The following is a 19,096-nucleotide window of genomic DNA, read 5'->3' as shown; positions in this document are numbered from 1 at the left end:
CCCTGACCGCGGGCGGCCTGCCGGCGCCGATGACCATCACCCCGGCCATTCCCGGGGTCCCGGTCCTGCCCGCCCAGGAGCGCCCGGGCGTCAGCGCCGACCCCCAGTGGTTCCGCACCGCCGTGTTCTACGAGGCGCTGCTGCGCTCCTTCGCCGACTCCGACGGCGATGGCGTGGGGGACCTGCCCGGCCTGATCTCCCGCCTGGACTACCTGGCCTGGCTGGGGGTGGACTGCCTGTGGATCCCGCCCTTCTACCCCTCCCCCATGCGCGACGGCGGCTACGACATCTCCGACTACACGGCCATCGACCCGCGCTACGGCACCATGGAGGACTTCCGCGAGCTGGTCCACCAGGCGCACCAGCGGGGCATCCGCATCGTCATCGACATGGTGCTCAACCACACCTCGGACGCCCACCCCTGGTTCCAGTCCTCCCGCTCCGACCCCGAGGGCCCCTACGGGGACTTCTACGTGTGGCGCGATGACGACTCCGGCTACCCGGGCACGCGCATCATCTTCGTGGACACCGAGGAGTCCAACTGGGCCTACGACGTCGAGCGCGGCCAGTTCTACTGGCACCGCTTCTTCTCCCATCAGCCCGACCTCAACTACGACAACCCGGCCGTCATCGAGGCCGTCCATGATGTGGTGCGGTTCTGGGCCCGCACGGGCGTGGACGGCTTCCGCCTGGACGCCATCCCCTACCTGGTGGAGGTCGAGGGCACCAACTGCGAGAACCTGGGGGGCACCCACGAGGTCATCGCCGGCATCCGCGCCATGCTGGACCGGGAGTTCCCCGGGGTCATCACCATCGCCGAGGCCAACCAGTGGCCCCATGACGTGGTGGAGTACTTCGGCACCGATGAGGCCCCGGAGTGCACCATGTGCTTCCACTTCCCGGTCATGCCCCGCATCTACTACGCCCTGCGCGCGGAGTCGGCCACGGCCATCCGCTGGGTCCTGGAGCGCACCCCCCAGATCCCGGCCCATGGCCAGTGGGGGACCTTCCTGCGCAACCATGATGAGCTGACCCTGGAGATGGTCACCGACGCCGAGCGCGAGCAGATGTACGCCTGGTACGCCCCCGAGGAGCGCATGCGCGCCAATGTGGGGATCCGGCGGCGCCTGGCCCCCCTCCTGGACGCCTCGCGGGCGGAGATCGAGTTGGCCCATGCCCTGCTCATGAGCCTGCCGGGCAGCCCCTGCCTCTACTACGGCGACGAGATCGGCATGGGGGAGAACATCTGGCTGGAGGACCGCGACGCGGTGCGCACCCCCATGCAGTGGGATGACTCCCCCAACATGGGCTTCTCCACGGCCGTGGACCCCGGCGCCCTGACCCTGCCGGTCATCCAGGCCCCGGGCTATGCGCATCTGACGGTGGCCACGGAGATGGGCCGGCCCGACTCCCTGCTGCACTTCACCCGCCGCCTGCTCCACCTGCGCCGGGCCCACCCGGTGCTGGGGCGCGGGGACTTCCGCCTGCGCGACACCAGCGATGAGGCGGTTCTGGCCCACACCCGCAGCGATGACCCCGAGACCGCCGATGGGGAGACGCTGCTGTGCGTGGCCAACCTGTCGGCCGTGCCGCGCTCGGTGCGCATCGAGGTGCCGGAGCTGGCGGGGATGTCCACCCTCGATGTCTTCGGCGGCACGGCCTTCCCCGACATCGATGACTCCGGACTCCTGACCCTGACCCTGGGAGCGCGCGGCTACTACTGGCTCGCCGTCGCCCCTGGCCCGGACGCGAGCCCAGCACCCGAGGGCGAGGACGCGGGCAGCACCGGCGCCCCGGCCCAGGATGACCAGGAGGGCGCATGACCACCACCCCGCCCACCGGTGCCGCGACCCGGGCCACTCAGGACCGCGCCGCTGCCTCGTGGCCCCAGGACGCCGAGCTCCTGGCGGCCCTGGAGCCATGGCTGCTGAAGCGGCGCTGGTTCCCCCTCAAGGGCGAGGCCGCCCCGGCGCCGGGCACCCTGAGCATCCTGGCCTGCCAGGAGCCGGCCCCCGGCGTGCGCAGCCTGCTCATCGCCGCGCCCCGTGACGGGCAGGGCGAGCCGGTGATCCTCCAGGTCCCCCTGGTCCTGGAGGAGGCCGACGCCCTGGAGGGCTTCGCCACCCCCGGCCAGGCCCCCGGCGCCCACGGGCTGATCGCCCAGACCCCCACGGGGGAGGTGGCCCTGGTCGACGGCGCCCATCACCCCGCCTTCTGGCGGGCCTGGGCCGCCGGGGCGCTGGAGGCAGGCACCGTGCTCGATGAGGCGGGCGCCCGAGCCATCATCCAGCGGGCCGAGCGCCTGCGCGTGACCACCGGCGAGCAGTCCAACACCTCGGTGATCCTGCCGGCCCCCGGGCCCGAGGGAGCCGCGGGCCGCCAGGATGGCGCCACCGGCGATCTCATCGTCAAGCTGCTGCGGGTGCTGGCCCATGGGCGCAACCCGGACGTGGAGGTCTCCGTGGCCCTGGCCCGCCAGGGCTGGGACCGGGTGCGCACCCCGGTGGCCTGGTCCCACCTGTCCTGGATCCAGCCCGATGGCTCGACCGCCTCCACGGACTCGGCGGTGGCCTGCACCTTCGTGCCCCGGGCCGACGACGGCTTCGAGCTGTTCTGCGAGTTGGCCGCCACGGATGACGCCAACGGCCCGGTGCGCGATCGGGCCCTGGCACTGGCCCGGGACCTGGGGGCCACGACGGCCCAGATGCACGGCCACCTCGCCGCCGCCCTGGGCAGCGCCGAGCCCGCGGCGCCCGATGACCTGGTCGCCGACCTGCGCCAGCGCTGCCGGTGGGCCATGACCGAGGTCCCCGAGCTCGGCAGTCGCGTCGAGAGCCTGGCCGAGGGCGTGGAGCGGATGCTGGCCGACCTGGCTGCGCTGCCCGCCCTGGACCGGGCCACCCGCGTTCACGGCGACTACCACCTGGGCCAGGTCCTCCACGAGATCGGGGGCGCCGAGCGCTGGTACGTCCTGGACTTCGAGGGCGAGCCCCTGCGCCCCCTGGCCCAGCGCAGCCAGGCCGATCAGCCGCTGCGGGACGTGGCCGGGATGCTGCGCTCCTTCGACTACGCCGCCGCGGTGGGCGGTGCCGCCCACGCCGACTGGCTGGCCGCGATGCGCTCGGCCTTCGCCCAGGGCTATGAGGAGGCCGCCCCGGCGCGCGATGAGCAGGGCCGGGCCGCGGCCGGGGTGCTGCTGGCCTGCCTGGAGCTGGACAAGGCCCTCTACGAGGCCGTCTACGAGGCCCGCAACCGCCCCGATTGGCTGGATATCCCGGTGGCGGCCATCGCCTCGCTCCTTCAGGGCCCCTCGGCCGGTCAGGAGGCGCCCAGCGAATCACCCTCATGAGCGCCGTCGGCGCCGCCGGCCATTGATCGCCCAAACCCTCCCCCGAACCCACCTTCGCATGGAAGAGTTGCCGCATGACAGACTCCACTACCCCTGAGCCCGACGACGTCCCCGACTCGGCCCCCTCCGGACCGTCCCCCATCCACGTGGAGCCGTGGGTGCTGTCCGATATCGCCTATGCGCGCCACCACAACCCCCACGAGATCCTGGGCGCCCATGTGGGCGAGCACGGCGTGACCGTGCGCACGGTGCGGCACCTGGCCGACGCCGTCGTGGTGGAGACCGCGCAGGGCTCCTACCCCGCGACCCACGAGCAGGACGGGGTGTGGACCGCCCTGCTGCCCGGCCAGGAGATCCCCGACTACCGCCTCACCGTCACCTATGGCGAGGAGAGCGTGACGGTGGATGATCCCTACCGCTTCATGCCGACCCTGGGCGAGATGGACACCTATCTCATCTCCGAGGGCCGCCACGAGGAGCTGTGGGAGGTCCTGGGCGCCCACATCAAGCGCTACTCGGGCCCCATGGGCGAGGTCGAGGGAACCGCCTTCGCCGTGTGGGCCCCCAATGCCCGCGCGGTGCGCGTGGTCGGCGACTTCAACTACTGGGACGGCACCGCCACCGCCATGCGCTCCCTGGGCTCCTCGGGCGTGTGGGAGCTGTTCATCCCCGGCGTGGGCGTGGGCGCCCGCTACAAGTTCGAGCTGTGCTTCGCCGACGGCTCCTGGCACCAGAAGGCCGACCCCATGGCCCGCGCCACCGAGGTCCCCCCGGCCACCGCCTCGGTGGTCACCGACCGCTTCCACGAGTGGCAGGACCAGGAGTGGATGGACAAGCGCGCCGCCACCGACCCCCACAGCGGCCCCATGAGCATCTACGAGGTGCATGTCGGCTCCTGGCGCCAGGGACTGGGCTACCGGGGGCTGGCCGAGGAGCTGGTGCCCTATGTCAAGGAGGCCGGCTTCACGCATGTGGAGTTCCTGCCCGTGGCCGAGCACCCCTTCGGCGGGTCCTGGGGCTACCAGGTCACCGGCTACTACGCCCCGACGGCGCGATTCGGCACCCCTGACGACTTCCGCTACCTGGTGGACAAGCTCCACCAGGCCGGCATCGGCGTCATCCTGGACTGGGTGCCGGCCCACTTCCCCAAGGACGAGTGGGCGCTGGCACGATTCGACGGCACCGCCCTGTACGAGGATCCCGACCCGCACCGCGGCGAGCACCCCGACTGGGGCACCTACGTGTTCAACTTCGGGCGCAACGAGGTGCGCAACTTCCTGGTGGCCAACGCCCTGTACTGGCTCGAGGAGTTCCACGCCGACGGCCTGCGCGTGGACGCGGTGGCCTCCATGCTCTACCTGGACTACTCCCGCGAGGACGGCCAGTGGCACCCCAACCAGTTCGGCGGGCGGGAGAACCTCGAGGCCATCAGCCTCCTGCAGGAGTCCACGGCCACCGCCTACCGCAAGCACCCCGGCATCATCATGGCCGCCGAGGAGTCCACCGCCTGGCCGGGCGTGACCGCCCCCACCGAGTACGGGGGCCTGGGCTTCGGGCTGAAGTGGAACATGGGGTGGATGAATGACACTCTGCGCTACCTGGCCGAGGACCCGGTCAACCGCCGCTACCACCACGGCGAGCTGACCTTCTCCCTGGTCTACGCCTTCTCCGAGCAGTTCATCCTGCCACTGAGCCATGACGAGGTCGTCCACGGCAAGGGCTCGCTGCTGTCCAAGATGCCAGGCGACGCCTGGCAGGAGCTGGCGGGGCTGCGCGCCCTGTACGCCTACCAGTGGTCCCACCCGGGCAAGCAGCTGCTGTTCATGGGCCAGGAGTTCGGCCAGGGCGCGGAGTGGAACGCCGACCACTCCCTGGACTGGTGGATCCTGGACGACCCCGGCCACCAGGGCCTGCTGACCCTGGTCAGCGATCTCAACCGCCTCTACAAGGACTCCCCCGCCCTGTGGACCGAGGACTTCTCCCACCGGGGCTTCGAGTGGATCGAGGCCGGCGACGGCGACCACAACGTCCTGTCCTACCTGCGCAAGGGCACCGACGCCGAGGGCCGCGAGGACCTCGTGGTCTGCGTGGTCAACTTCGCCGGCACCCCCCACGAGGGCTACCGGGTGGGTCTGCCCTTCGCCGGTGACTGGGACGAGGTGCTCAACACCGACTCCCAGACCTATGGCGGATCGGGCGTGGGCAACCTGGGTCGCGTCGAGGCCGAGGAGCTGCCCTGGAACGGCCGCCCGGCCTCGGTGCGCCTGCGCGTGCCCCCCATGGGCGCGGTCTTCCTGCGCCCCAGCCGGGACTGAAGTCCTATCGCTTGGCCTGAGCGCCAGCCGCTGATCGCCCGTCGGACACCGTTCCGGCGGGCGATCGCCGCTCTGGTCGAGCCTTGTTGGGGCATCGTCACACGCCCTGCCGTGTCCCCTGCGGCGCGGAGAGGGTAGGCTGCTGGCGGTTCCTGCAAGATTCTTGCAATCGAAGGATCATGCAGCCGCTGTCATCGCCGTCCCATGAGGAAAGAAGTCATGCCACAGAACCTGGTCACAAGCGCCCCCGCGCAGGTGCGCGCCGTCTCCGGCCGCCCCGCCGCCGCCGCAACCCCCATGGAGGCATGGCAGGGACTGTCAGCCGCCGTCGTCGACGCCATTGCCGATAACTGGTACGCCACCTGGCAGAAGTACAACGCCGGGCGCCAGGAGCACTACTTCTCCGCCGAGTTCCTCATGGGCCGCGCGCTGCTCAACAACCTGTCCAACCTGGGCCTGGTGGAGGAGGCCGGCCAGGCCGTGAGCACCTTCGGCCAGAGCCTGACCGAGGTCCTGGAGCAGGAGCCCGACGCGGCCCTGGGCAACGGCGGCCTGGGCCGTCTGGCCGCCTGCTTCCTCGACTCCTGCGCCACCCTGGACCTGCCGGTGACCGGCTACGGCATCCTCTACCGCTACGGCCTGTTCAAGCAGCTCTTCGAGGACGGCTTCCAGACCGAGCACCCCGACCCCTGGATGGAGGAGGGCTACCCCTTCGTCGTGCGCCGCGAGGAGGCCCAGCGCCTGGTCCACTACCAGGACATGGATGTGCGGGCCATCCCCTACGACATGCCCATCACCGGCTACGGCACCAAGAACGTGGGCACCCTGCGCCTATGGAAGGCCGAGCCGGTCCGGGAGTTCGACTACGACGCCTTCAACTCCCAGCGCTTCACCGAGGCCATCGTCGAGCGCGAGCACGTCTCGGACATCTCCCGCGTCCTCTACCCCAATGACACCACCTATGAGGGCAAGGTCCTGCGGGTGCGCCAGCAGTACTTCTTCTGCTCGGCCTCCCTGCAGCAGATCGTGGAGAACTACGTCGAGCACCACGGCTCGGACCTGACCGGCTTCGCCGACTACAACGCCATCCAGCTCAACGACACCCACCCGGTGCTGGCCATCCCCGAGCTCATGCGCATCCTGCTGGACGAGCACAGGATGGGCTGGGAGGAGGCCTGGGAGGTCGTCTCCAAGACCTTCGCCTACACCAACCACACCGTGCTGGCCGAGGCCCTGGAGACCTGGGAGGTCTCCATCTTCGAGCGCCTCTTCCCGCGCATCATGGAGATCGTCCGCGAGATCGACCGCCGCTTCCGCGCCGACATGGCCCAGCGCGGCCTGGACCAGGGCACCATCGACTACATGGCCCCCCTGTCCGGGGACACGGTGCGCATGGCCTGGATCGCCTGCTACGCCTCCTACTCCATCAACGGCGTCGCCGCCCTGCACACCGAGATCATCAAGCGCGAGACCCTGGGCGAGTGGCACGCCATCTGGCCCGAGCGCTTCAACAACAAGACCAACGGCGTGACCCCGCGCCGCTGGCTGCGCCAGTGCAACCCGCGCCTGTCCGACCTGCTCGATGAGGTCACCGGCTCCGACGCCTGGGCCAAGGACCTCTCGATCCTGGACCGCTACACCGACGCGGTCGACGAGTCCGTCTACGACCGCCTGGCCCAGATCAAGCGGGACAACAAGGCCGACTTCGCCGCCTGGATCGCCCAGCGCGAGGGCGTGGAGATCAACCCCGACGCGATCTTCGATGTTCAGATCAAGCGCCTCCACGAGTACAAGCGCCAGCTGCTCAACGCCATCTACATCCTGGACCTCTACTTCCGGATGAAGGAGGACCCCTCGCTGGAGGTGGCGCCGCGAGTCTTCATCTTCGGCGCCAAGGCCGCCCCCGGCTACATCCGCGCCAAGGGCGTCATCAAGCTCATCAACGCCGTCGCCGAGCTGGTCAACAACGACCCCGTGGTCTCCAAGACCCTCAAGGTGGTCTTCGTCCACAACTACAACGTCTCCCCAGCCGAGCACATCATCCCGGCTGCGGACGTCTCCGAGCAGATCTCCATGGCCGGCAAGGAGGCCTCGGGCACCTCCAACATGAAGTTCATGATGAACGGCGCCCTGACCCTGGGCACTCTCGACGGCGCCAATGTGGAGATCCTGGAATCCGTGGGCCAGGACAACGCCTACATCTTCGGCGCCACCGAGGACGAGCTGCCCTCCCTGCGCGAGACCTACAACCCGGTGTGGCACTACGAGAACGTCCCGGGCCTCAAGCGCGTCCTGGACGCCTTCACCGACGGCACCCTGGATGACAACGGCTCGGGCTGGTTCGCCGACCTGCGCCGCAGCCTCCTGGAGGCCTCCAACGAGCCCGCCGATGTCTACTACGTGCTGGGCGACTTCGCCGCCTACCGCGAGACCAAGGACGCTATGGCGGCCGACTACGCCGATGCCCGCGCCTGGCAGCGGCGGGCCTGGGTGAACATCACCCGCTCGGGCCGCTTCTCCTCGGACCGCACGATCAGCGACTACGCCCGTGAGGTCTGGAAGATCGAGGCCACCCCCATCGACTGATCCCCTCCACGGGATCGATCGGGCTAAGCCCCGCGAGGCCGGTTGCCGTCACTGCGGCAACCGGCCTCGCGCCCTGTCAGAAGGGGTTAGCAGAGTTCAGTAGAGGTCAGTAGAGGATGCTGGCCAGCTGGCGGCGGGCCCGGCCGACCTCGGGGGCGTCTGCGCCGATGACGTCGAAGAGCTCCAGGACGCGCAGCCGCGCGGTCTCGCGCTCCTCGCCGGTGTGGCTGCGCACGGCCTCCAGGGCCCGGCCCAGGGCCGCGTCGAGGTCCCCCAGCGCCAAGGCGGCGTCGGCGCCGGCCAGGGCCGCGTCGAGGTCCTGGGGCGCGGCGTCCGCCGCGGCCAGGAGCGCGGTGGGGTCCTGGCCATCCAGGCGGGCCAGGAGGCGGACCTGATTGCGGGCGGCCTTGAGGGTGTCGTCGCCCGGGCTCTGGTTGATGGCCCGGGTGTAGACCTCCTCGGCGGCGGTGAAGTCGCCGGCCTCGATGGCCTCGCGGGCGGCGCGCTCGACCTCGGTCTCCTCGGGCTCGGCCGGCTCGCCAGGAGCGGCCTGGCCCTCGACGGCGATGGTGCCGGTGATGCCGTTGGAGGCGGCCAGCTCCAGGAGCTGGTCCAGAACGGAGCGCACCTGCTCCTCGGCTGCGGAGCCCTGGAAGATCGGCACCGGCTGGCCGGCCAGGAGTGCCATGACGGCGGGGATGGCCTGGGCCTGGAGGGCCTGGGCGACCTCGGGGGCGGTATCGACGTCGACCCGGGCCAGTTGGAAGCGCCCGGAGTACTCGCCGACCAGGCGGCCCAGGAGCTCGACGAGCTCGGTGGCGGCCTGGCTGCGCGTGGAGTGGAGGACCACCAGGACGGGGACCTGGGTGCTGATCTCGGCGACGTCGCGCAGGGTGGTGGCATCGACATCGACGATGAGCGGAGCGGGCAGGCCTCCTGAGGCCTGGGCGCCAGCCGCTGCCGGACGGGCGGGCGCCGGCGCACCGGTCGCGGCCCCCGGGCCGCCGGCTCCTGCCGGCCCGGTCTTGGGGGCGAGGCTGGACAGGTCAACGGCTCCGAACATGCTCATGGGTTTGCCTTCCTCGGGCCATGCCCGCTCGACGGCGCGGCACTGGGCCGCTGATCAACGCGGGACATTGTGTCACCACACCCCCAAGGGCTATGCCGCTGACCGGCTCGACTCCGCTACGGGCCAAGTGCGACGCAGTGAGCCGCCCGATCCCCACTGGGGACAGGGCGGCTCACACGGGGTCCGCTGGGCGCTGGCCGCTCAGCCGGTCGGTGTGGCTGTGGGCGCGGGCGTCTGGTTGTCGTCGCGCTCGACCTTGGCCAGGACCGTGTCCGCGCCGAGGGCGACGGCCTTGCCGTCCCCGCCCTGGACTGGGATGAAGAAGGCGACCATGGCCTCGTAGGTGGCGGTGACGGTGCCCACAACAGCCGTGTTCTCCCCCAGCAGGGCGCCGATATCGCTGTGGACGTTGAGGGTCGCCCCATCGACGGTCCGCTTGAAGACGACCGTGTAGGTCAGGGTGGTCACGGCGATGGCTCCGCCGTCGGCGACATGCAGGCCGAGCAGACCGTCGCTGCCGGCCGCGGCCGTCACCTTGACCTCTCCCAGCCCGCCGAAGTCCACGCCTCGCTGAGCCGCCACCTGCTGGCGCAGCTGGTCGTCGGCGAAGGCCTTGCCGTTCTCGCCATCAGGATTGTTCAGGGCGTCGATGTAGGACTCCAGGACCGCCTGGGGGGTGGCCACCAGACCCTCGGTGTCGGCGACGACCTGCTTGGAGCCCTGGAGCAGGTTGTCGATCGGAGGAACCTCCGCGCCGGGGAAGAGCTGGACCCATGCCCACAGCTGGAAGTTGTCGCGCGCCGTGTTCTGGCGCATGGTCATGAGGAAGGGGGCGACGTTCTCAGAGGGCTCCTCGGTGACATTGATCGCCACTCGGGGGAAGTCCAGGGTCACGCCGGCCGAGCTGGTCTGACTGGTGGTGGCGGGCAGCACCTGGATGTGGGAGTCCTCCTTGGTGGCCGTGGCCAGGGCGTACTCAGCCTGGCGGAAGCGCGCCGCGGGGTTCTCCAGGAAGCCCTTGAGGAGCTCGGGGTCCTTCTTAGCATCAGCCGCGTCCATGCCGGTCTTGATCCGCTTGAGGACCTCCGCGAGCTTCTCGGGAGTCAGGGCGGACTGGGGAGCGGCGGACTCCGTGACCGTGGGGGTCGTGGGGGCCTTCTCCTGAGAGCAGGCGGCCAGGGTCATGGCGAGGGCCGAGGCGGTGCCTCCGGCCAGGAAGGCTCTGCGACTGGTCATCGTGCGTGCTCCTCATGCATCGGGTCCTGTGAGACGGGGACTGCGTTGGCGGCGTTGATCTCCTCGGCGGAGACCGTGTAGTCCTCCAGAGCGGCGCCGGGGGCCGTGGCCGGGAATCCTGCAGCCGGGGTGCCCTGGGCCACCGGTGCCGGGCCCGCAGGTGCGAGCGGCTCGGGGGTGGCAGGAGCCTGCGGCACGGCGAAGGCCCCGTGGGTGTCCTGGACCTGCGGGGCAGGCCACTGCGGGTCGTGCCCGGTGGGCACGGCAGCCTGATCCTGGCCGAAGGCCGCGTGGTCCTGGCCCCAAGTCTGCTGGCCCTGATCCCAAGCCTGCTGGGGCTGGTCCCACGTGCCCGTCGCTGCGGCGGTCGGGTCCTGGCCCCAGGCCTGCTGGCCCTGATCCCAGGCATCGGTCGCGCCGGCGGCCGGCTCCTGACCCCAGGACTGCTGAGCAGCCTGCTGCCCCTGATCCCAGACGTCAGTCGCACCGGCGGCCGGCTCCTGACCCCAGGACTGCTGAGCCTGCTGGGGCTGGTCCCACGTGCCCGTCGCTGCGGCGGTCGGGTCCTGCTCCCAAGCCTGCTGGCCCTGGCCCCAGGTGCCGGTCGCGGCAGTGGCTGGGTCCTGGCCCATCTGCTGACCCTGATCCCAAGCCTCGGCTGCACCGGCGGCCGGCTCCTGACCCCAGGACTGCTGAGCCTGCTGGGGCTGGTCCCACGTGCCCGTCGCTGCGGCGGTCGGGTCCTGCTCCCAAGCCTGCTGGTCCTGGCCCCAGGCGTCGGTCGCAGCCGTGGCCGGCTCCTGGCCCCAGGCCTGCTGGGGCTGGTCCCACGTGCCGGTCGCAGCAGTGGCTGGGTCCTGGCCCCAGGACTGCTGAGCAGCCTGCTGACCCTGATCCCAAGCATCGGTCGCACCGGCGGCCGGGGCCTGACCCCAGGCCTGCTGAGCCTGCTGACCCTGGCCCCAGGCCTCGGTCGCTCCAGGGGCCTGCTCGGGCATGGAGTAGGGCGTCTGCAGGGAGGCCTGCTCGTGCTGGCCGGGAAGTGAGAAGGCACCCGTCTGACCCTCGGGGGCCAGGCCCTCACCCTGACCTGATCCCTGTTGCCATGACGGGGCGAAACGGGAGTGGTCCTGCTCCGCCGGGGCGGGGTCGTCGATCACCGGGGGAACCTCGGCGGTCTCGCTCTCCATGGAGCCTGCCGCGAAGGAGGCAGGACTCCTCATGCCGGCCACTCCCTGGTGAGCCATGGTGGCGGCCTCGTGCGCACCGCCGAAGCCGCCAGCGGCCTGCGCAGCGCCGCCTGCAGCGTCACCTGCGGCCTGCACGGCCTGGTCCGCGCCCAGGGCGGCGTGCCCCTGAGCCTCCTCCGCCTGGGCTCCCGCCCAGGCGCCCGCGGCGGCGATTCCCTGGGCGGCCTGCGGTCCCTGAGGCACCTCAGGAACCTCGACGCCGTCGCGGTAGACACGCCCGGTGCGCGGATCGGTCCACTCCTCGCCCTCGGACTCGGCACGCTCCTTGTCCCGCTTCTCACGGCGGGTCAGCGGGCGGTCAGGGTCATCGAGCTGCGGGATGGACGCGGTGGACACGCCGTCGGCCGCGGCGACTCGCGCGGCGCGCTCGGCGGCACGCGAGCGGCGCTGGGCATCGGCATTGCGCATCTGGATGTCGATGAGGAACAGGAAGACGCCCACGAGGAACAGGACGCCGCCCAGCACAAGTCCGGCGTAGAAGTACCACGGCGTGGAGACGGTGCGCTCCCAGCTCAGCGTGATGCTCGGCGCCGCCGCCTTGCCGTCGGTGACGGCCATGATCACCGTCTGAGGATCTGAGGCGGACTGCTCGAAGGTCACCGTGCCCTTGCCGGTGTGCTGGTCCTCCCACAGGTCGGAGGCGGAGGCGGGGTTCTCACCGGAGGCCTCCCGGGGCGTGCACTCCCCCGCGGTGGCCCCAGCACTCGGCGTCTGCCCTCCCTGTGCGGGCGCGCCGCAGGCCTCCGTGACCTCCTCGGCCTGGAGGGAGGTGGAGTCTGCGGACAGGCCGGTGACCGAGATGTAGGGGTCGGTGGCGAGCCAGGCCTGAACATCGGCATCGCTCGCCACGACGACGCGCACATCGGCTCCATCGGCGGCCGTGGCGGTGACGGTGACATCGGAGCCGATGGTCCCCAGGACTCCGGGAGCGGTCACCACGTAGGGCTGGGTTGGATTCTGCGCAAGAGTCGCCTCGACCGTCGAGGAGGGCTTCCAGATGGTGGCGGAGCAGACGGCCAGGGCGATGACGACCAGTCCCAGGACGGTCACGATCGCGCTCAAGATACGTCGTTTCACGACGTGGTCTCCTATGTTCGCGGACATGTACGCCGACCCGCGCGGGGTCGCGCTCAGCGCGCCGAGGCGCGGCCGAGCAACCAGAATCGCATGAGATGGACCGGTCAACCGGCGACACAGGGCAATATCACACAGGGACACGCGCTCAGCGAAGTACTCCGTGCCCCGCCTGTACGCCTCCGTCCAGCAACCGACCCGGAACCGTCGGGGCATTTCCGAGCAATCGCATCCCATCGTGACCTTCCGCCGCTCCCAACGCGCACAATGTGTCACCGGTCACGCCATCGGAGTGCAGGTCCGGGACTGAGGCCGGTGCGCTGGGGGCCCAGGGATCGCTACGCTTGGCCAGGTGGCGGTGACCCTGACCGCCCAGCAGGAGGAGAACAACGTGCCCGAGGACTTCAGCGAGTTCGCGATCACGATGCGCGGCTACGACCGCGCGCAGGTCGATCAGCGACTCGAGACCCTGAACCGACAACTGGCTGACGCCCGCCGCGAGGTCGCCAGCCTGGACCAGCGCGCAATGACGCTCGCCGGTGAGTTGGCCGACGCCCAGCGCCGATTGCGCGAGGCGGACAAGCCCACCTACGCGGGCCTGGGCTCACGCATCGAGCAGCTGCTGCGCAGCGCCGAGGAGCAGAGCGCCTCAGTGCTGTCCAAGGCCAATGCGGAAGCCGATGCGCTGCTGACCCGCACCCGCACCAACGCCAAGAACCTCTCCGAGCGCAGCGCCTCGGAGGCGGCCACCCTTCTGGCAGAGGCGCGCCGTGAGGCCGGAGAGCTGCGCTCCCGCTCGGAGTCCGAGGCCTCCACCACACTGGCCAATGCCGAGGCCCGGGCGCAGGAGCTCGTGGCCTCCGCAGAGCGCAAGGCGGCTCAGATCTCCGCCGACTCCCAGGCGGCTGTCACCGAGATGCACGCCACAGCCGAGCGCGAGTCCGCCCTGGTGCTCTCCCAGGCCCGCAAGCAGGCGGCCGAGATCGCCATCTCCTCGGAGCGGGACGCCACCGCGAACCGGGATGCCGCGATCGCCGAGGCCGACGAGCTGCGCAGCTCCTCGGCCGCCACCGCCGAGGAGATCATCTCCGACGCCAAGCAGGAGGCCGAGCTCACCCTGGGCAAGGCCCGCCGGGAGGCCGAGGAGATCCTGACCTCGGCGCGCACCGAGTCCGAGGCCCTGCGCCGCTCGGCCGCCGACGAGGCCGCCGCCGCTCGTGCCGAGGCCACCGAGCTGCGCCAGCAGGCCACACTGGAGATCGCGGCCGCCCATGAGGCCGCGGCCCAGGAGGACTCCGACGCTCACGCCGCCACCAAGGAGCGCATCCAGGAGATGCAGGCTCAGGCGCAGATCCAGGCCGAGGAGGCCGAGGCCCGCCTTCAGGACGCCCTGGCCCGGGCGGAGGAGGTGCGCGCACGCACGGACAAGGAGACCCGCGACCGCCAGGAGCAGGCCCTCGCCCAGGCGGAGGAGACCCTGGCCCAGGCGCGTGTCGAGGCCGAGCAGATCGTGTCCGATGCGCGCGCTGACGCCGATGTGGCGGCCGCCGTGGCCACTCGCCAGCTCGAGGAGCTCGAGCGCCAGCGCGACTCGGTGTCCAGCTACCTGGCTGAGATGCGCGGAGTGCTGGGAGGCGTGCTTCCCCAGGCCCCGGTTCTTCAGCCTCTGGCCTCCCTGAGCCCTGCCGTTGAGGAGACCGCCGAGTCCGAGGACAGCGTGGCGCAGAGCCCGGAGTCGACCGATGCCACGAGTGCCCCGGCGCCTCCGCCGCCCTCGCCGTCCTCCCCCGAGCCGACCGACCCCACTGAGGCCATCGAGGCCGTCCCCGCCCCGCGCCCGCCCCGCGCCCGCCAGGGCAGGTCGCGCCGCTGAGCCAGCCCGGCCCACCAGTCCGGCTCGACCCGCGCTTCCTGCGCCCGCACGACGGCGCCCAGCACCTTCCCCAGGATGCCGGGCGCCGTCGTCGTCCCGTGCCCGGCCGCCACGGGAATCGGCGGCTCGCTCTACAGTAGGCTCATGAGCACCCAGGATCAGGCCCAGCCGGAGAATTGGGCGCGACGGCGCCGGGATGCGGCCGCTGAGCGGGCGCGCATGCTGCGCGAGCGCCAGGGCGCCGAGCATGCCAGGGCTCAGCGCATCGTCTCCCTCTTCCTGGCCGTTGCCCGTCACGAGGGGCTGGCCCCGGTGCCGCTGCGGGTGCAGGGCTATGGCGGGGGCAGCGCGCGCACGGGCCTCCTGGGCTGGTACCTGCGCGCCGATCAGACCGTGGCCATCGACACCGAGGGGCGCTTCTACGTCCTGTCCATGCCGCTGAGCCTGCGCCAGCGCCTGGCCGGGGCCCATCCGGCGCCCGAGCCGGTGCCGATGACCATCGGCGAGGGCGGGCGCGACGGCGACATCGTCCCCCTGCGCTTCGCCCTGGACCGCCTCCTGCCGGGCTGGGAGGAGCGCAGCCCCGAGCCCCTGGTCTAGAAACCGGTGACCCGGGCGCCTAGCGCCACAGGCCCCGCTCCCAGCAGGAGGTGTGCCAGTGCCGGCGCTCCTCCAGGCCGCGGTCGGCCCCGAAGAGCGACTCATTGGACCAGGCCACCACATGCGGCGTCCCGGCGGGGATGATCCGATGGCAGCCGGGGCAGGTGTAGGGCTTATCGCTGCCGCGCAGATGGCGCACTGTGAAGTCAGCGCCCCCTGGCCCGCGCTGGGTGCGCGGCACGGAAGCCAGGCGATCCATGTTCAGGGGCACATGGTCCCGCCCGTAGGGGCGCTTGGAGCTGCGGCGTGCCATGGCCCGATCACATCACGACGGGTCCGGCCTCTCAAACTCGTCCGCCTGGAGGCCGCCCTCAGCCCTTGACGCTGCCGGCCATGAGCCCGCCCACGAAGTACTTGCCCAACAGGATGTAGACCAGCAGCGTGGGCACGGAGGCAATGAGTGCCCCGGACATCGAGGCCCCGTAGTCGGCCATGATCGAGCCGTGCGCCAGGTTGTTCAGGGCCAGGGTCACGGGCCCCGCCTGGGCTCCCCCGCCGAAGAACAGGGCGAAGAGGAAGTCGTTCCACGCCGAGGTGAACTGCCAGATGAGCACCACCACGAAGCTGGGGACCGAGATCGGCAGGACCACGGAGACATAGGTGCGCAGCATTCCGGCGCCGTCAACACGGGCCGCCTCGATGAGCTCGGCGGGGATGGTCTCGTAGTAGTTGCGGAAGATCAGGGTGGTGATGGGGATGCCGTAGACCACGTGCATGAGGATCAGCGTGTGGATCCCGAATCCGATCTCGGCACTGGTGATCAGGCGCATGAGGGGGATCATGACGGCCTGGTAGGGGATGAACATGCCGAACAGGATGAGGGTGAAGACCAGGTTGGCCCCCGGGAAGCGCCACTTGGAGAGCACGAAGCCGTTGGCGCTGCCCAGGATCGCGGAGATCACCGAGGAGGGGATCACCAGGGCCAGGGAGCGCAGCAGGCCGCCGGAGAGCTCCTGCCAGGCATTGGTCCAGTTGCGCATGGTCCAGGTCTCGGGCAGGAACCAGGTCCGCGAGGGGTCGGCCTCCACCGCCCCTTTGAAGGAGGTCACCAGCAGGACGTAGACCGGGATGAGGACGAAGACCACCGATCCCATGAGCAGGGCGTAGCGAAGAGTTGTCCCCCAGCGGGTTCCGGCGCTCAGGGGCCGACGGCCCGAGGCGGCGACGGCGCTGCGCGCCGGTCGTGTCATGGCGGTCATCATCTCCTCCCCTTGGCGTCGTGGATGAGATAGGGGACGACGGCGATGGCCACCAGGACCAGGAGGATCGTGCCCACGGCCGCGGCATTGGAGTAGTCGTTGTCCGTCATGAAGTTGAACATGTCGATGGCCGGCACCTTGGTGGAGTAGGTGCGCTGGTCGGTGATGGACATGACCAGGTCGAAGGACTTCAGGGACATGTGCCCGATGATGATGACGGCGCTCAGGGCGATCGGGGTGAGCTGGGGGAAGATGATGGAGCGGTACAGCTGCCACTCCGTGGCCCCATCAACGCGCGCCGCCTCGCGCAGGTCCTCGGGGATGCCGCGGAAGCCCGCCAGGAAGAGGGCCATGACGTAGCCGGCCAGCTGCCAGATCGCCGGCAGGGCGATGGCCAGGATCCCCAGGGTCGTGTCCTGGGTCCAGGAGCTCTCCAGGAAGCGCAGGCCCAGCATCTCGAAGAGGCGGTTGAGCCCCGAGGCCTGCTCACCCTGGGCGGAGTTGAGCAGCCAGCGCCACACCACGCCGGAGGCCACGAAGGACACGGCCATGGGGAACAGGAAGATCGAGCGGAAGATCCCCTCCCCCTTGATGGGCCGGTCCAGCAGCCAGGCCCACAGGAAGCCGAGGATGAGGGTGCCGGCCAGGAAGGCCACGGTGAACAGCACCAGATTCATGAAGGAGTGGCGGAAATCTGGGTTGGCGAACAGCCCGATGAAGTTGTCCAGACCCACGGGCTCGGAGCCCTTCCGCCCCGAGACCTGCCCCGCCGTGTGCATGTTCAGCAGGGAGGTGTTGATGTTGATGCCGATCATCCCGTAGACGAAGATGCCCACGAGGATGAGGGACGGGGAGATGAGCAGGAGCCCCGGCCCCCACTGCCTCCAGTCTCGACGACGGCGCCTGGCGCCCTGCCTGCTTGTCACTGCGCTTCCGCTCCTTCCTGTTCCTGCGCTCATGGACCCGCTCAGGTGGGGCGGGGCCGCCGGGCCCCGCCCCACCTGGGTCAGGAGGCCACCGCGTCGTAGGCGGCCTTGAGCGCCGCCTGCAGGGCGGCGGCGTCGGAGGCGCCCTGGGCGAACTTGGTCAGCGCATCGTTCATGGCATTGGTGGCCTTGGCGGGCAGGGCGGCGCCATGGGCGATGGAGGACACGATCGTGTCGGAGGCGAAGGACTCCATCGCCGCGCGCTGGTAGTCCGAGAATCCGGCCTTGTCCTCATCGCTGAGGTCCGTGCGCGCCGGGATGGAGCCCTTGACGGTGTTGAAGGCGATCTGCCCCTCCTTCGAGGAGATGCAGTTGAGCCAGTTCTTGGCGCCCCCGGGGTGGGCGGCGCCGTCGGGCAGGGTGAAGGAGTCGGCCAGGAAGTCGAAGACGCCATCGGTGCCGGGCACCGGGAAGTGGACGTAGTCGGTGCCGGCCGTCATCTTGGCGGCGTCGAATCCGGCCACGGCCCAGTCGCCCATGACGTTGAAGGCGGCCTTGCCGTCCATGACGGGCTTGAGGGCGGGCTCCCAGTCCTCGGTGTGCAGGGAGGTGTCGGTCAGGGCCACGATCTTGGCGTAGTGCTCCACCGCCTTGGTGACCTCGGCCCCGCCCCAGTCGGTGGTCCCGTCGAACAGCCCCGTGTAGGCCTGGGCGCCCAGGTCGGCGATGAGGACGGTCTCCAGCAGCTGGAGCTGGGTCCAGGCCATGCCCATGGTGATGGGGGTCAGGCCCGCTGCCTTGACCTTCTCCATGTCCGCGATCCAGGCATCCATGTCGGCGGCGGGCTTGGCGGGGTCCAGACCGGCGGCCTTGAGGGCGGAGACCGAGGCCCACACGACATTGGCGCGGTGGATGTTGGAGGGCACCGAGTAGATGGCGCCGGCGGAGTCGGTCAGGCGGTCCATGAGGGTCTTGGGGAAGGCGTCGCTCAGGCCGAACTCCTCGTACAGGCTGGAGACATCGGTGAGGTACTCGGCCTCGATGTCGTCCTTGAGCTCGGCGCCGGCGTGGGCCTGGTAGGTGTCCGGCGGGTTGCCCGCGGCCAGGTCCGCGGCGAGCTTCTGCTTGGCCTGGCTGCCCGCTCCCCCGGAGACCGCCTTGTTCTCGAAGGTGGTGTCGGGGAACTGGGTGTTGAAGACCTTGACCAGGGCATCCAGGCCGAGCTTCTCGCTGCCTGCGGACCACCAGGTGACGACGTCGACCTTGGTGGCGTCGCCCTGGCCCGCGGGGGTGGCCTGGCCTGAGCCGGAGTCCTGGCTGCCCGAGGTGCCGCAGGCCGCCAGGGTGGCGGCGATGGCGGTGGCCCCGAGTCCGGCCATGATGCTGCGGCGGGTGTACAGCGGTGTGGAACGCATCATCTGCTCCTTGTGAAACATCGTTGTTCCTCAGCCGCGGCATCCTCGCAGCGGCCGGAGAGACGATAAGAGCAGACGTATGTTGTCTGATCTCATCGGCTCATAAGGATATACCCTCCGCTGAGAGCTCCGCAAACCGCCCTG

13 protein-coding genes are annotated in these 19,096 nt (G+C 70.5%); 6 read left to right on the top strand and 7 right to left on the bottom strand.

Annotated features, from left to right (window positions below):
* Window positions 1-29: 29 nt before the first annotated feature.
* From treS to EL266_RS06710, 4 genes are all read left to right on the top strand, one after another.
* Window positions 30-1,823, top strand: coding sequence for a maltose alpha-D-glucosyltransferase (gene treS, locus EL266_RS06725; RefSeq protein WP_084501203.1), 1,794 nt, complete (start codon window positions 30-32; stop codon window positions 1,821-1,823).
* Complete coding sequence (locus EL266_RS06720; RefSeq protein WP_051281486.1) at window positions 1,820-3,349, top strand: phosphotransferase; 1,530 nt, start codon at window positions 1,820-1,822, stop codon at window positions 3,347-3,349. The genes treS and EL266_RS06720 overlap by 4 nt, the downstream gene beginning before the upstream one ends.
* A 74-nt stretch (window positions 3,350-3,423) precedes the next feature.
* Entirely contained in the window at window positions 3,424-5,664 is a 2,241-nt protein-coding gene (gene glgB / locus EL266_RS06715; protein ID WP_026428148.1) for a 1,4-alpha-glucan branching protein GlgB, read from the top strand.
* Window positions 5,665-5,883: 219 nt separating this feature from the next.
* A complete protein-coding gene (locus EL266_RS06710; RefSeq protein ID WP_026428147.1) occupies window positions 5,884-8,250 on the top strand; it encodes a glycogen/starch/alpha-glucan phosphorylase in 2,367 nt (788 codons plus the stop codon).
* A gap of 106 nt (window positions 8,251-8,356) precedes the next feature.
* Here the strand turns inward: EL266_RS06710 and EL266_RS06705 are convergent, their stop codons facing one another.
* The 3 genes from EL266_RS06705 to EL266_RS06695 all read right to left on the bottom strand — a co-directional run bounded on the left by EL266_RS06705 (window position 8,357) and on the right by EL266_RS06695 (window position 12,882).
* Window positions 8,357-9,319 carry a tetratricopeptide repeat protein gene (locus EL266_RS06705; protein ID WP_026428146.1) on the bottom strand — a complete coding sequence of 321 codons (963 nt, stop codon included), beginning with the start codon at window positions 9,317-9,319 and terminating at the stop codon, window positions 8,357-8,359.
* Between the two features lie 201 nt (window positions 9,320-9,520).
* On the bottom strand, window positions 9,521-10,555 hold the full coding sequence (locus EL266_RS06700; RefSeq protein WP_026428145.1) for a hypothetical protein: 1,035 nt from the start codon (window positions 10,553-10,555) through the stop codon (window positions 9,521-9,523).
* Window positions 10,552-12,882 (bottom strand): hypothetical protein, encoded by a 2,331-nt coding sequence (locus EL266_RS06695; protein ID WP_126412245.1) that lies wholly within the window; start codon window positions 12,880-12,882, stop codon window positions 10,552-10,554. Before EL266_RS06695 ends, EL266_RS06700 begins: the two co-directional genes overlap by 4 nt.
* 388 nt (window positions 12,883-13,270) lie before the next feature.
* Here EL266_RS06695 and EL266_RS06690 point away from each other — a divergent pair, with 388 nt between their 5' ends.
* Both EL266_RS06690 and EL266_RS06685 read left to right on the top strand, forming a co-directional pair.
* Complete coding sequence (locus EL266_RS06690; protein WP_232012151.1) at window positions 13,271-14,752, top strand: coiled-coil domain-containing protein; 1,482 nt, start codon at window positions 13,271-13,273, stop codon at window positions 14,750-14,752.
* Between the two features lie 144 nt (window positions 14,753-14,896).
* Window positions 14,897-15,352, top strand: coding sequence for a hypothetical protein (locus EL266_RS06685; protein ID WP_026428143.1), 456 nt, complete (start codon window positions 14,897-14,899; stop codon window positions 15,350-15,352).
* A 19-nt stretch (window positions 15,353-15,371) separates the two neighbouring features.
* Here the strand turns inward: EL266_RS06685 and EL266_RS06680 are convergent, their stop codons facing one another.
* Genes EL266_RS06680 through EL266_RS06665 form a run of 4 tightly spaced genes read right to left on the bottom strand, consistent with a single transcriptional unit; the run spans window position 15,372 to window position 18,952 of the window.
* Window positions 15,372-15,665 carry a hypothetical protein gene (locus EL266_RS06680; protein ID WP_026428142.1) on the bottom strand — a complete coding sequence of 98 codons (294 nt, stop codon included), beginning with the start codon at window positions 15,663-15,665 and terminating at the stop codon, window positions 15,372-15,374.
* A gap of 58 nt (window positions 15,666-15,723) precedes the next feature.
* On the bottom strand, window positions 15,724-16,602 hold the full coding sequence (locus tag EL266_RS06675; RefSeq protein ID WP_051281489.1) for a carbohydrate ABC transporter permease: 879 nt from the start codon (window positions 16,600-16,602) through the stop codon (window positions 15,724-15,726).
* Window positions 16,603-16,610: 8 nt separating this feature from the next.
* Window positions 16,611-17,570: a carbohydrate ABC transporter permease gene (locus tag EL266_RS06670; RefSeq protein WP_126412243.1), complete on the bottom strand. Its 960-nt coding sequence runs from the start codon at window positions 17,568-17,570 to the stop codon at window positions 16,611-16,613.
* A gap of 47 nt (window positions 17,571-17,617) precedes the next feature.
* Complete coding sequence (locus EL266_RS06665; RefSeq protein ID WP_026428139.1) at window positions 17,618-18,952, bottom strand: ABC transporter substrate-binding protein; 1,335 nt, start codon at window positions 18,950-18,952, stop codon at window positions 17,618-17,620.
* Window positions 18,953-19,096: the final 144 nt, after the last annotated feature.

Source organism: Actinomyces slackii, from assembly GCF_900637295.1.
GTDB lineage: Bacteria > Actinomycetota > Actinomycetes > Actinomycetales > Actinomycetaceae > Actinomyces > Actinomyces slackii.
Note: the sequence above shows the minus strand (reverse complement) of the source record. Positions and strands in the feature narration are given on the sequence as shown.